Genomic DNA, 12,613 nt, shown 5'->3' with positions numbered 1-12,613 from the left:
AGCCGATCACGTCGGCCCCCTTCGGAGGGAGGTTGCCGTGGAGAAGAGCAGTGCTTCGGGCCACAGCCCGGAAGTGGTCGCGCCCCCGGCGCGGGACGTGGTGACGGTGCCGTCCAGGCAGGGCCTGGAGGCGGTGGACCTGCTGCGGCTGAGCACCGGCGTGGGGCCGGTGTTCCACGACCGGGTGGGGGACAGCCTGGCCTTCCTGGTCCCGCCGGGCACCGCGGACGGCTGGGACCTGCCGGGCAGCCAGTGCCACCGCACCGGCGGCGGTCCCACTCCCTGCGGCAGCGGCTGGCTGGTCCCGCCACGGGCCGGCGCGGCGGTGACCGACCCGGCGGAGCTGCGGGAGGCGCTGGGCACCGCCGCCCGGACCATCGAGCTGGTCGACGGGTTCGCGCAGCCGCCCGCGTCGTGAGGCGCGCCGTCCGGCGGCGGATGACGCCGGACGAATGACGCCGGCGGACTCCGGAGGCGGGGTGCGGGGTGCGGGGTGCGTGGTGCGGGCTGCGGGGGCGCCGGGGTCGGGGGCACCGGCGCCGTCGGTCGATAATCGGACCATGGCACGTCAACGGCGCAGCACCGCGGAGTCCCGCACCGTCCCCGTGGGCGGCGGGCCCGCCGAGCTGCGGCCGGACCGCGAGCGGCCGCGGGCCTGGACCCTGCTGGTGGGCGGTGCCCCGCAGTCCCACGTCGACCTCGCCGACCCGGCGCACCTCGACTTCGCCTACCAGCGCAGGCTCGGCCACGTCGTCGACCTGGCGGCGCCGCCCGGCCGGCCGCTGCGGGTGCTGCACCTCGGCGGCGGCGCGCTGAGCCTGGCCCGCTACACCGCGCACACCCGGCCGCGCTCGACCCAGCAGGTCGTGGAGATCGACACGGCGCTGACCGAGCTGGTCCGGGCGGAACTGCCCTGGGACCGCTCCTGGCGGATCAAGGTGCGCGGCGGGGACGCGCGGGAGGGCCTGGCGAAGGTCCCCGACGGCTGGGCCGACCTGCTGATCGCCGACGTCTTCGCGGCCGCCCGCACCCCCGCGCACCTCACCAGCGCCGAGTTCCTCGCCGACGTGCGCCGCGCCCTCGACCCGGCGGGCCTGTACGCCGCCAACCTCACCGACGGCGGGTCGCTCGCCTTCGTCCGCGGCCAAGTGGCCACCGTCCGGGCCGCGTTCACCGACACCGCGGTCGCCGCGGACCCGGCGGTGCTGCGCGGCCGGCGCTTCGGCAACCTGATCCTCCTGGCCGCCGACCGGCCGCTGCCCGTCGCCGAACTCACCCGGCGGGTGGCCACCGACCCCCATCCCGGCCGGGTCGAACACGGCCGCGCCCTGGCCGACTTCACCGCCGGGGCACCCGTCGTCACCGATGCCACCGCCGATGCCTCGCCGCCTCCTCCCGCGCACGTCTTCGACTGATCCGGCCCGGGCGAGGCAGGATGGGGCCGTGCGCAGGGCGGTCCTCCACATCGGCGTCTGGGCAGTGGCAACCGCGGTGGCGGTCGCCGTGTCCTGGTTCGGCGTGCGCTCGGTGCTCCGCGGCACCGCGTACGGTCCGCCGCGCGCGCTGCCCCTCCAGGCCGCGAGCACCGGCCCGCCCCCGGGCATATCCAGCGCGGTCCACCGCCCCAAGCCCTCCTCCGGCCCCACCACCCCGCACCCCGCCCCCTCCACCCCGGCCTCGGCCCCGCCCTCTCCGACGGCCTCGACCAAGCCCACCCCCACCCCCGCCCCCACCGGCACCGACCCCGGCACCGTGCACAGTTACACCCTCTCCGGCGGCCAGGTCGTCCTCGACCTCGGCCCCACCTCCGCCTCCCTCGTCTCCGCGACCCCCGACCCCACCTGGAAGATGCAGCTCTGGGCGGACCAGCCCGGCTGGCTCCGTGTCACCTTCACCTCCGCCTCCGGCACGACCGCCACCACCCTGCTGTGCACCTGGAACTCCCATCCCCCGACCGTCCAGACCTACGAGGACGACTGAGCCCCACCCCGGCCGCACCCCCCGAGCCGGCGCGGCGTCCGAGCGCGTGCAAACCCCTCACGGCGCCCGACACCCGAGCCCGCGCGGCGATCGGGCGCGGGCTCCGTCCCACCCGGGCGGGCGGCCACGGCCCTTCCCGCCGAGCGATTCGTTAAGTTCGCCTCATGCCAACAGTCCTCGTCGTCGAAGACGACCACTTCGTGCGGTCCGCCCTCATCCGGCACCTCACCGACGCCGGGCACACCGTCCGCAGCGTCGGCACCGCGCTGGAAGCGCTGCGCGAGGTCGCACAGGTCGGCTTCGACGTGGTGATCCTCGACCTCGGGCTGCCCGACCTGGACGGCTCCGAGGCGTTGAAGATGCTCCGCGGCCTGAGCGACGTCCCGGTGATCGTGGCGACCGCCCGCGACGACGAGGCCGAGATCGTACGGCTGTTGAACGCGGGCGCCGACGACTACCTGGTGAAGCCGTTCTCCGTCGAGCACCTTTCCGCCCGGCTCGGCGCGGTGCTGCGACGGGCGCGGGGCGGGGCCGCGGGGGAGCCGGCCGCGGACGCGCGGATCAGGGTCGGCGGGCTGGAGATCGACGCGCGCCGCCGGCTGGCCCTGCTCGACGGCGGCCAACTCGACCTCACCCGGAGGGAGTTCGACCTGCTCGCCTTCCTCGCAGCCCGCCCGGGCGTGGTGGTCCCGCGCCGCGAACTGCTCGCCGAGGTGTGGCGGCAGTCCTACGGCGACGACCAGACCATCGACGTCCACCTGTCGTGGCTGCGCCGCAAGCTCGGCGAGACCGCGGCCCGCCCGCGCTACCTGCACACGCTGCGCGGGGTCGGCGTCAAGCTGGAGCCGCCGGCGTGAGCGGCGCGAGGAGGGCGGTCCGGCGATGAGATGGGCGCTGATACGGGTCTCGCTCGCGGTCACCGCCATGGTGGTGCTCGCCTTCGCGGTGCCGCTCGGCCTGGTGGTCAGGGAACTGGCCAGGGACCGCGCGCTGACCAACGCCGAACGGCAGGCCGCCGCGGTGGCGCCGGCCCTGGCCATCACCACCGACCGCGCCGAACTCGCCCGGGCCGTCGCCACCGCCCAGGCCGGCGGCGAGAACCGGATCGCGCTGCGCATCCCGGCCACCGCGCACGCCGCGGCGGTCGATCTCGGCCGGCACCGCGCCCCGCGCTCCGCGCTCGACAGCGCGTCGGCGCACGGCGAGGCCGCGACCGTGCGGGTGCCCGGCGGGTACGCCCTGCTGCGGCCGACCGCGGTGCCCACCGGCACGATCGCGGTGGTCGAGGTGTTCGTGCCCGAGGCCGACGTCACCCGGGGCGTGGCCACCGCGTGGCTGGTGCTGGCCGCCGTCGGGGTCGGCCTGATGGCGGGGTCCGCGGTGGTCGCGGACCGGCTCGGCAGCCGGACGATCCGGCCCGCGGTCCGGCTGGCCGGCGCCGCCCGGCGGCTCGGCGAGGGCGACCTCGCGGTGCGGGTGCCGGAGGCGGGTCCGGACGAACTGCGGTCGGCGGCAGCCGCGTTCAACGCGATGGCCGACCAGGTCGTCCAACTCCTCGCCAACGAGAGGGAACTCGCCGCCGACCTCTCGCACCGGCTGCGCACCCCGCTGACCGTGCTGCGGCTCAACACCGCCTCGCTCGGCGGGAGTCCGGCCGCCGAGCACACCCGCGCGGCGGTCGCCCAACTCGAACGCGAGGTGGACCAGATCATCCGGACCGCCCGCGGTCACCGCTCCGGCGCCGGGGTGCCCGCCGGGTGCGACGCGGCCGAGGTGGTGCGCGAGCGGATGGCGTTCTGGTCGGCGCTCGCGGAGGACGAGAACCGCGAGGTGCGCACCGCGGGGGCCGACCGGCCGGTGCGGGTGCCGGTCGCCCGCGCGGACCTGGCCGCCGCGCTGGACGCGATGCTCGGGAACGTCTTCCGGCACACCCCCGAGGGCACGGCCCTCGCGGTCGACGTGCACGAGTTCGAGGGCGCGGTGATCCTGCTGGTCTCCGACGCCGGGCCGGGCGTCGCCGACCCGGCCGCCGCCCTGCGGCGCGGCCACGGCGCCGGCGGACCCGGGTCCACCGGGCTCGGCCTGGACATCGTGCGCCGGGTCGCCGAGTCCACCGGCGGCGACCTGGCGGTCGGCCGCAGCGTCCTGGGCGGCACCGAGGTCCGGGTCCGCCTCGCCCGCTCCCTCCCCGTCCCGGCCCCGCGCCCCACCCACCGCCGACCGTAGGCCGTTCCGCGCCCTCCCGTCCGCCCAGCCGCCACACCGCCGCCTTCGCGGAACGGCGGCCCGGCGGTCCCGGTCACCGGTGCTGCCGGTCCTCCGGCGGCCCCGGTCCTCCCGGTGGTGCCGGTCGTCGGCGCGGCCGGTCGTCCCGCACCGCGTCGCCCGGGTGGCGGCGCCCCGCGGGCCGCACGCGGAAGGACCCGCGCCCATCCGGCTTCCGCCACCTCGCGGGGGACCCACCCGCCTGCCCCGGGCGCCGACCCCAGCGGCCTACGCCCGCTGGTCCGTTCGCGGTCCGGCCATCACCCCAGTGACCCCCGTGAGTGGCGGCCGGACAGGGCCGTCCATAGCGTCGAAACGGCGGCCCGAGCCGCCGTTTTCACGTCCACCGCCCCCGCTGCGGGGGCCGAACGGAAGCGGGTCGGGCACATGATGAAGCGCATGGTCGCGGGAGCGACGGTGGCAGCCGCGACGGTGGCGGCGGTGGGTGTCGCGGGAGCGCCCGCGCGGGCGGCGGCGGTACGGGTGGTGCACCCGGGGGAGTCGATCCAGGCGGCCGTGGACGCGGCCGCGCCGGGCGACACCGTCCTGGTGCTGCCGGGCACGTACCGGGGCAGCGTGCAGATCACCACGCCGGACCTGACGCTGCGCGGCACCGGCGCGGGCAGCACCGTACTGGCCCCGGCCACCGCGGCCTCCGACCCGCAGAGCACGACGGACCCGGCCGCCGCGACCCCCGCCGCCCCCGCCCCCGCGACCGCCCCCGCTCCCTCGACCGCCGGTGCGCGGACGGGCGCGGCCGCGTGCGCCGCCGCCGGCGACGGACTCTGCGTCACCGGCGCGTCCGGCGTGCGCGTCGAGTCCCTGACCGTCACCGGCTTCGCGAAGTACGGCCTGTGGGCCACCTCCGCCGACGGCCTCACCGTCCACCGGGTCCGTGCCGACGCCAACGGCCAGTACGGCATCGGCCAGGAGAAGTCGGCCCGTTCGCACTTCACCGGCAACGAGGCACGCGGCAACGGCGAGGCGGGCCTGTTCGTCGCGAACACCGTCTTCGAGGAGGGCGGCGCCACCGACGCCCAGGGCACCGAGATCCGCGGAAACGCGCTCGACGGCAACCACATGGGCCTGGTCGTGCGCCGGCTGCGGCACGTCACCGTGGCCGCCAACACGATCTCCGGGAACTGCGCCGGCGTCTTCCTCGTCGGCGACGAGAACACCCCGCGCGCCGGCGAGATCACGGTCACCGGCAACACCGTCGACGCGAACAACGCCTACTGCCCGGCAACCGCCCGCCTGCCCTACGTCCAGGGCTCCGGCATCGTGCTGACCGGCGTCGAGAACACCCTGATCAGCGGCAACGAGGTCAACGGGAACGTCGGCGAGTCGCCGCTGTCCGGCGGCGTCGTGCTCTTCCCGAGCTTCACCGGGGGGCCCGACTCCGGCAACACCGTGCGGAACAACACGCTGCTGGACAACGGCCCCGCCGACCTCGCCGACCGCGACCACGGCACCGGCAACACCTTCACCGCGAACCACTGCCAGGTCTCCCTCCCCGCGGGCCACTGCTGACGGCAGCCGCCGTACGCCCTGCCCGACACCGGCACGACGCCACCAGAAAGGCCGCCACGATGACCACCACACCGGACACGAAATCCCCACAGGAACCCGGGAAGACCCCCCTCGACACCGCGGCGGGACGCCCCGCCGACCACGGCACCGCGGACGGCGCCGCCTCGATGCGGCTGCGCGAGATCGTCTTCGGCGCCGCCTGCGCCGCGTCCGTACGCGCCGCCGCGCGCCTGGGACTTCCCGACGCGCTGGGCGAGAACCCCGCCACCGCCGAGGAGTTGGCGGCCGCCCTGGAGGTGGGGGCCGAGCCGCTGCGCCGCCTGCTGCGCGCCCTCGCCTGCTACGGGGTGTTCGCCGAGACCGCGGACGGCCGCTTCACGCACACCGACATGTCCCGGCTGCTGCGCGAGGACGTGCCCGGCAGCCTGCACCACATCGCGCTGTGGTGCACCGAACCGTGGACCTGGGACGCCTGGCCGCGCCTGGACGAGGCGGTCAGGTCCGGCCGTGACGTGTTCGCCGGCCTGTACGGCAAGGGCTTCTTCGAGTACCTGCACGCGGACGCGGCCGAGTCCGCCCGCGTCTTCGACCGCGCGATGACCTCCTCCAGCCGCCAGGCGGCCCGCGACCTGGCCGCGTACGTCGACCTCACCGGCGTCCGCAGCGTCGCCGACATCGGCGGCGGCCAGGGGCTCGCGCTGGCCGGCCTGCTGGAGAAGGAACCCGCCCTGCAGGGCGCCCTGCTGGACCTGCCCGACGTCGTCGCCCACGCCGACCCGCGGCTGCGCGAGGGTGGCGCGCTCGCCGACCGGGTCCGGCTGGTCCCCGGCGACTGCCGCGCCGCGATCCCGGTCCGGGCGGACCTCTACGTGCTGAAGAACATCCTGGAGTGGGACGACGCCAGCACCCGCGCGACCCTGCGCAACGTCGTGGCCGCCGCCGAGCCCGGCGCCCGGGTCCTGGTGATCGAGAACCTCGTCGACGAGAGCCCCTCCATGCGGTTCACCACCGCGATGGACCTGCTGCTCCTGCTCAACGTCGGCGGCGCGAAGCACACCAGGGCGAGCATGACCGCGCTCATGGCCGAGGCGGGCCTGCCGGTCACGGCGGTGCGCCCGATCAACCCCCACCTGCACGCGTTCGAGTCGCGGGTGGCCTGACCCTCCGCGGCGGGCGGTCCCCCGGTCGGGGGACCGCCCGCCGCGGCGTCCGGACGGACGCCCGCTGCGGAAGCCCGCACACAGCCCGCACACAGCCACAGCCCGCACGTGACGGTTCCCCGCACCCCTCGAAGGGGTGCGGGGAACCGTCACGTGCGGTCGGGCCGCTCAGACGCGGTCCCAGCGGTAGAACTCCTGGGCCATCGCGTCCTTGGGCTCGCGCCAGGTCACCGGGTCGTACGCCGAGACGTAGGGGGCCAGCGCCTCGCTGATCCGGCGGAACTCCGGATGGCCGGTGTGCCTGGCGACCTCGGGACCCGGCGGCCGTTCGGCCTCGATCAGGTGCAGGTAGAGGTCGTCGTGGAACCGGAAGAGGCTGCGCCCGGTGACGCCGATCAGCCCGGGCAGGTCACCCCGGTCCGAGGCGGCGAACTCCTCGGCGACGGCGGCCGCGGCGTCCGGTTTCATCCGGGCCACGATGAGGCTGCGGTGCATGCGCGCTCACGCCCCCTCGGCGGTGCGCGGCGGCATCGCGGACAGCCCGCGCTCGGCGGCCTGCTTCTCCACGCGCTCGCGGATGCGCTCCATCTGGATCACGGAGTTGCGGTTGATGCGGTCGGTCATGGCCGCGTCGTCGACCGGGGCGGTCGGCTTCATCGCGAAGTCCTGCACCCACCGCATCGAGGTGCCGCCGGGCACCTCGGCGTACTCCCAGCGGATGTCCATGTGCTCGAACGGGCCGGTCTCCACCCGCCGGGCGCGCACGGTCAGGGTGCTGCGGTCCATCACCCGCTCGGAGACCCAGCTCCACACGGTGCCGTTCTCGTCGGGGTGCATGGTCAGCCGGAAGGTGACCCGGTCGCCGTCGCGCTCCATGACCTCCACGGCGGCGTACTCGCTGAACAGTTGCGGCCAGCTCTCCAGGTCGTTGGTGAGGTCCCAGGTCAGGTCCACCGGGGCGGCGATGGTGATGGCGTTCTCGGTGTGCCCTGCGGTCGGTGCTGCCATGAGCTGCGCTCCTTGTCTCGTACGGGTACGGGCGGTCAGGCCGCGGCCGCGTTCAGCTGGGAGTTGACGGTCGCCAGGAACGCGTGCGGGGTCTTGCAGGTCTCCGCGTCGTCGCCGATCCTGCGGTCGTAGCGCTTCTCCAGCTCGGCCACGATGCCCAGCAGCCCCAGCGAGTCGAGGTTGAACTCCTCGAACGTCGTCGCCGGGTCGGCGGCGAGCTGCGCCGGGTCCACCGCCAGGCCCGCCCGGTTCTTCATCAGGTCGGCCAGCTCGTCGAAGGTGACGGGGCCGTCCGCGGCCGCGTTCTTCCGGTCGTTCATGGGTCGTTCTCCTTCAGTGGGGGGATCGGGCCGGGTCGGGCGCGCGCAGCACCAGGGCCGCGTTGCACCCCATCAGCCCGCGGCTGAGCACCAGGGCGGTGCGCAGCGGCGTGACACGGGCCTCGCCGGTGACCACGTCGAGGTCGTGCCGGACCTCGGCCACGTTCGGGGTGGGGGGCACCACGCCGTGTTCGAGGGCGAGCACCGCCGCGGCGGCGTCCAGCGCCGAGGCGGCGGAGTAGGCCCGGCCGAAGCCGGTCTTGGGGGCGGTGACCGGGACTGTCGCCGCGCGCGGGCCGAGCGCGTCGGCGATGGCCAGCGCCTCGGCCTGGTCGGCCTCGGGCACCCCGAGCGCGTCGGCGAAGACGACGTCCACCTCCTCCGGCGCGCAGCCGGCCTCCTCCAGCGCGCCCCGCGCGGCGCGCGCCAGCCCCTCCCGGGAGTCCCGCCAGCCGCCGGTGCCGGTGAAGGTCGCCGCGTGGCCGGCGACCACCGCCCGCACCCGCGCGCCGCGCCGGCGGGCCGCCGCCTCCTCCTCGACCACGAACATCGCGCCGCCCTCGGCGGGGGAGAAGCCGCGGGCGTCGTCGGTGAACGGCAGGTAGGCGTGCCGCGGGTCGTCGGCCAGGCTCAGCGCGTCGTAGCCGAGCTGGCACACCACGGAGTACGGCGCGAGCGGGGCCTCGGTGGCGCCGACCACCATCGCGTCGGTGCCGCGCCGGATGGTCCGGCTCGCGTGCGCGAACGCGTCCAGGCCGCCCGCCTCGTCGTCGGCCAGCACCCCGCACGGGCCGCGGAACCCGCCGCGGATCGAGATCTGGCCGGTGCTGGCCGCGTAGAACCAGGCGATGGACTGGTACGGGCCCACGAACTGCGGCCCGCTGCCCCACAGTTGCTGGAGCTCGCGCTGGCCGAACTCGCCGCCGCCGGAGCCGGCCGCGGTGACCACGCCGACCGAGAACGGGGCGTCCGGGTCGGATGCCAGGTGTGCCTCGGACAGGGCGAGTTCGGCGGCGGCCATGGCGAAGTGGCTGAACCGGTCGGTCTGCACGAGGAAGCGGTCCTCGACCAGCCCGGCCGGATCGAAGCCGTCCGCCACCTGGCCGGCGACCTTCAGCGGCAGCCGATCGCAGCCTTCCCGGCGGACCGGGCCGAGCACCGAACCGCCCTGCTGCACCGCCTTCCAGAACGCCTCGGTACCGACGCCGTTCGGCGCGACCACGCCGATTCCGGTCACCACCGCGGCCCCGCGTCCGCTGCCGGACCCGCTCATGACGCACTCCTCTCGGCGTGGGCCAGGACCACAGCGGACTGGAAGCCGCCGAAGCCGCTGCCCACCGACAGCACCGACCGCAGCCGCGCCTGCCGTGCGGTGCGCGGCACGTAGTCCAGGTCGCACTCCGGGTCCGGGGTCTGGTAGTTGGCGGTCGGCGGTACCACGTCGTGCATCAACGCGAGCGTGCACGCGGCGAGTTCGATCGCGCCGATGGCGCCGAGCGAGTGCCCGACCATGGACTTGATCGAGCTCATCGGCACCGTGCGGGAGTGCTCGCCCAGCGAGCGCTTGACCGCGGCGGTCTCGTGCCGGTCGTTCTGCTTGGTGCCCGAGCCGTGCGCGTTGACGTAGTCGACCGCGGTGCGGTCGATCCGCGCGTCGGCCAGCGCCCGGTCGATCGCGTGGGACATCTCCAGCCCCTCGGTGGTCAGCCCGGTCATGTGGTAGGCGTTGCCGAACGTCGCGAAGCCGCGCAGCTCGCACAGCACGCGGGCGCCGCGCCGCTTCGCGTGCTCCCACTCCTCCAGCAGCAGCACCGCCGAACCCTCGCCGAGCACGAACCCGTCCCGGTCGGCGTCGAACGGCCGGGAGGCGTGCGCCGGGTCGTCGTTGCGGGTCGAGGTGGCCTTGATCGCGTCGAAGCAGGCCACCGTGATCGGCGAGATCGGCGAGTCCGCCGCCCCGGCCACCACGACGTCCGCCCTGCCCTCCTGCACGGCGTGGAAGGCGTGGCCGACCGCGTCCAGGCCGGAGGTGCAACCGGTGGAGACGGTGTGCACCGGTCCGTGCGCGCCGATGTCCTCGGCCACTTCGGAGGCCAGCGCGCTGGGTTGGAACGCCCGGTGCAGGTGCGCGCCGGCCTCCTGCGGGGAGACGTCCCAACTGCTGCCGGACGCGCTGACCTTGACGTAGTCGCGCTCCAGCCGGGTGGTGCCGCCGACCGCCGAGCCCAGGCACACCCCGAGCCGCCACGGGTCCTGTGCGGCGAGGTCGAGCCCGCTGTCGCGGACCGCCTCGCGCGCCGCGACCAGCGCGAACTGGGCGTAGCGGTCGGCACGTTCGGCCTGCGCGGCGGTGAGCCCGGCGGCCTGCGGGTCGAAGTCGCACTCGGCGGCGATCCGGGAGCGGAACCCGGCCGGGTCGAAGAGGCTGATGCCGCGGGTGGCGGTACGGCCGGCCGTCAGCATGTCCCAGAAGGCCGGCACGCCGATGCCGCCCGGAGCGACCACCCCGAGGCCGGTGACGGCGACCCGGCGGCCTCCCTCCGGGCCGGGCCCTCGCCCGTCCCGGCCGTTCACGCCCGCGCCTTGGTCGCGTCGGGAGGCGCCAGGTCGACCTCACCGGCCGCCGCCGGCTCGGTCTCCTCGGTGTCCACGTGGCCCAGCTCCGGACGCGGGGCCAGCGGGCCGAGGTGGAAGACCATCCTCGCCTCGGTGTCGCCCACGTTGCGGAAGCGGTGCCGCATGTCCACCGGGATCATCAGGCCCTGCTCCGGTCGCAGCGGGTGGCTGACGCCGTCGAGGTCCACCTCCAGCTCACCGCTGAGCACGTAGACGAACTCCTCGGAGTACGGGTGGTAGTGCTCGCCGATGCGCTCGCCCGGCCGCATGATCGCCACCCCCATGAAGCCGCTGGTCGCGCCGACCGCGGTGGGCGTCAGCAGGGCCCTCAGGTCGCCGCCGCGCCGGCGGTTGGGGCTGGTGTCGTCCAGGTGCACGATGCGCACTTCGTTCGTCATGGCGGCTCCTTGGTGTCCTTCGGGTTTTCCGTGTTCCGTGGTGTGCGTCAGGTGGTGCGGGTCGGGTGGTGTGCGTCGGGTGGTGCGGGTCCCGCGGTTCGGCGGCGCGGGTGCCGCGCCGCCGAGGGCGGTACGGTGCGGGGCGGTTCAGCGCGAGGCGCGGTCCGTGACGGGGGTCATCGGGTGGCCGCCGAGGCCGAGCCCGGTGGGGTCCACCGGCCCGCCCGGCACGAGGAGTTCGCGCAGCACGCCGGACGCGCCGTCGGCGCCGGGCACGGCCGGGCCGTCGGAGGGCAGCCCGCGCACGTCGATCACCCGGACCACGGTGTCCTCGCGCCGGAAGACCGTGGCCGTGGCCAGCGGGTGCGACGGGTCGGCGACGGCCTCGGCGTCCAGGGTGCCGAGCAGCCGGGCCGCGTCGGCGCCGCGCCCGGGCCGTACGGGGTACAGGAACGCCAGCCGGGTCAGCGGCTCGCCGCCCTCCGCGGCGGGGACCGCGGCCGCGGCGCTCTCGTGGCCGGTCGCCGGCAGCGCCGCCCGGGCGAAGAAGGCACGGGCCGAGGCGGGAGCGGTGAGGTCGCGCTCCTCCTCCAGGTAGGGGTTGATCGCCGCTTCCACGGCCCTGACCTCGGGTTGCGCCGCCACGTGCCGCAGCGCGTTGCCGAGGTCCCCGGCCACCTCGACCGCCCGCACCACCCGGTTGCCGTACATGAACAGCGAGGTGCGCAGCAGCCGGGTGGTGTCGTCGACCCGGGCCTGCGGGGCGCTGTAGTCCGAGAGCAGCTTCGCCACCTCGGGCTCGCTGCCCGGCTTCACCGTGAAGGTGATCGCGTGCCGCACCACCCCGCCCGAGCACAGCGGCGGCGCGGGCAGCGGGTCGATCTCGTCGGCCGGCGCGGACGAAGGCGCCGCCGGCGGCTTCGCCGTACGGGGCGCGCCCTCCTCGGGAGTCTGCCGCGCGACCAGGAACCTCAGCGACGTGGTGTCCCGCACGCAGCCGTGCAGCGGCTCGACCATCGTGCGGTGCGCGGCGCTCTCCACCCACTCCAGGAACGGCTCGCTGCCCTCCCACTCGCTGGTGATCAGCCACTGGGAGGAGTTGCCGAGGGACTGGCAGAGCTGGTCGCTGATGTGCCCGGGCACGGCCGCCACCTGGTGCCGGATCTGCTCGTACGCCTGGAGGAACTGCTGCTGCCGGCCGTCGAGCACGTCCAGCAGCAGGACGACGCGCAGCCGGGCGGTGGTCGACGCGGCGGAGGAGGGGGGTGGGGCGAGACGGTCGTCCAGAGTCGTCACGGCGATTCGTTCCTCTCGGGTGGGGCGGGTGCGCGCGGCC

Annotated in this window: 14 protein-coding genes; 7 read left to right on the top strand and 7 right to left on the bottom strand. The window is 75.7% G+C overall.

Annotated elements, in window-relative coordinates; all coding sequences use genetic code 11:
* The first annotated feature begins 37 nt into the window (after positions 1-37).
* From RVR_RS11985 to RVR_RS11955, 7 genes are all read left to right on the top strand, one after another.
* Positions 38-418 (top strand): hypothetical protein, encoded by a 381-nt coding sequence (locus tag RVR_RS11985; protein ID WP_202233842.1) that lies wholly within the window; start codon positions 38-40, stop codon positions 416-418.
* A gap of 142 nt (positions 419-560) precedes the next feature.
* Positions 561-1,415, top strand: coding sequence for a spermidine synthase (locus RVR_RS11980; RefSeq protein ID WP_202233841.1), 855 nt, complete (start codon positions 561-563; stop codon positions 1,413-1,415).
* A 28-nt stretch (positions 1,416-1,443) separates the two neighbouring features.
* Positions 1,444-1,980 carry a hypothetical protein gene (locus tag RVR_RS11975; protein WP_202233840.1) on the top strand — a complete coding sequence of 179 codons (537 nt, stop codon included), beginning with the start codon at positions 1,444-1,446 and terminating at the stop codon, positions 1,978-1,980.
* A 164-nt stretch (positions 1,981-2,144) separates the two neighbouring features.
* Positions 2,145-2,837, top strand: a complete 693-nt coding sequence (locus RVR_RS11970) for a response regulator transcription factor (protein WP_202233839.1) — start codon at positions 2,145-2,147, stop codon at positions 2,835-2,837.
* A gap of 25 nt (positions 2,838-2,862) precedes the next feature.
* Complete coding sequence (locus tag RVR_RS11965; RefSeq protein ID WP_202233838.1) at positions 2,863-4,206, top strand: sensor histidine kinase; 1,344 nt, start codon at positions 2,863-2,865, stop codon at positions 4,204-4,206.
* Between the two features lie 429 nt (positions 4,207-4,635).
* Positions 4,636-5,775 (top strand): right-handed parallel beta-helix repeat-containing protein, encoded by a 1,140-nt coding sequence (locus RVR_RS11960; protein ID WP_202238551.1) that lies wholly within the window; start codon positions 4,636-4,638, stop codon positions 5,773-5,775.
* Positions 5,776-5,834: 59 nt separating this feature from the next.
* Positions 5,835-6,935, top strand: a complete 1,101-nt coding sequence (locus RVR_RS11955) for a methyltransferase (protein ID WP_202233837.1) — start codon at positions 5,835-5,837, stop codon at positions 6,933-6,935.
* A 168-nt stretch (positions 6,936-7,103) separates the two neighbouring features.
* Here RVR_RS11955 and RVR_RS11950 read toward each other — a convergent pair whose 3' ends face one another.
* The 7 genes from RVR_RS11950 to RVR_RS11920 form a co-directional block, all read right to left on the bottom strand.
* Positions 7,104-7,430, bottom strand: coding sequence for a TcmI family type II polyketide cyclase (locus tag RVR_RS11950; protein WP_202233836.1), 327 nt, complete (start codon positions 7,428-7,430; stop codon positions 7,104-7,106).
* A 6-nt stretch (positions 7,431-7,436) separates the two neighbouring features.
* A complete protein-coding gene (locus RVR_RS11945) occupies positions 7,437-7,943 on the bottom strand; it encodes an SRPBCC family protein (RefSeq protein ID WP_202233835.1) in 507 nt (168 codons plus the stop codon).
* Positions 7,944-7,978: 35 nt separating this feature from the next.
* Entirely contained in the window at positions 7,979-8,263 is a 285-nt protein-coding gene (locus RVR_RS11940) for an acyl carrier protein (protein ID WP_202233834.1), read from the bottom strand.
* A 13-nt stretch (positions 8,264-8,276) separates the two neighbouring features.
* Positions 8,277-9,536: a beta-ketoacyl synthase N-terminal-like domain-containing protein gene (locus RVR_RS11935; RefSeq protein WP_202233833.1), complete on the bottom strand. Its 1,260-nt coding sequence runs from the start codon at positions 9,534-9,536 to the stop codon at positions 8,277-8,279.
* The gene (locus tag RVR_RS11930; RefSeq protein WP_202233832.1) at positions 9,533-10,837 is read right to left on the bottom strand and encodes a beta-ketoacyl-[acyl-carrier-protein] synthase family protein; all 1,305 of its coding nucleotides are present in this window, start codon (positions 10,835-10,837) and stop codon (positions 9,533-9,535) included. Before RVR_RS11930 ends, RVR_RS11935 begins: the two co-directional genes overlap by 4 nt.
* Positions 10,834-11,277: a cupin domain-containing protein gene (locus RVR_RS11925; protein ID WP_202233831.1), complete on the bottom strand. Its 444-nt coding sequence runs from the start codon at positions 11,275-11,277 to the stop codon at positions 10,834-10,836. The genes RVR_RS11930 and RVR_RS11925 overlap by 4 nt, the downstream gene beginning before the upstream one ends.
* A 147-nt stretch (positions 11,278-11,424) precedes the next feature.
* Entirely contained in the window at positions 11,425-12,573 is a 1,149-nt protein-coding gene (locus RVR_RS11920; RefSeq protein WP_202233830.1) for a SchA/CurD-like domain-containing protein, read from the bottom strand.
* Positions 12,574-12,613 lie beyond the last annotated feature (40 nt).

This window comes from Streptomyces sp. SN-593 (genome assembly GCF_016756395.1).
In the GTDB taxonomy this organism is placed as follows: domain Bacteria; phylum Actinomycetota; class Actinomycetes; order Streptomycetales; family Streptomycetaceae; genus Actinacidiphila; species Actinacidiphila reveromycinica.
Note: the sequence above shows the minus strand (reverse complement) of the source record. Positions and strands in the feature narration are given on the sequence as shown.

Bases quoted from the DNA above. Each gene is read 5' to 3' on its own strand.
- RVR_RS11980 (WP_202233841.1), top strand. From the start codon at position 561: ATGGCACGTCAACGGCGCAGCACCGCGGAGTCCCGCACCGTCCCCGTG.
- RVR_RS11970 (WP_202233839.1), top strand. From the start codon at position 2,145: ATGCCAACAGTCCTCGTCGTCGAAGACGACCACTTCGTGCGGTCCGCC.
- RVR_RS11965 (WP_202233838.1), top strand. From the start codon at position 2,863: ATGAGATGGGCGCTGATACGGGTCTCGCTCGCGGTCACCGCCATGGTG.
- RVR_RS11960 (WP_202238551.1), top strand. From the start codon at position 4,636: ATGAAGCGCATGGTCGCGGGAGCGACGGTGGCAGCCGCGACGGTGGCG.
- RVR_RS11955 (WP_202233837.1), top strand. From the start codon at position 5,835: ATGACCACCACACCGGACACGAAATCCCCACAGGAACCCGGGAAGACC.
- RVR_RS11950 (WP_202233836.1), bottom strand. From the start codon at position 7,430: ATGCACCGCAGCCTCATCGTGGCCCGGATGAAACCGGACGCCGCGGCC.
- RVR_RS11945 (WP_202233835.1), bottom strand. From the start codon at position 7,943: ATGGCAGCACCGACCGCAGGGCACACCGAGAACGCCATCACCATCGCC.
- RVR_RS11940 (WP_202233834.1), bottom strand. From the start codon at position 8,263: ATGAACGACCGGAAGAACGCGGCCGCGGACGGCCCCGTCACCTTCGAC.
- RVR_RS11935 (WP_202233833.1), bottom strand. From the start codon at position 9,536: ATGAGCGGGTCCGGCAGCGGACGCGGGGCCGCGGTGGTGACCGGAATC.
- RVR_RS11925 (WP_202233831.1), bottom strand. From the start codon at position 11,277: ATGACGAACGAAGTGCGCATCGTGCACCTGGACGACACCAGCCCCAAC.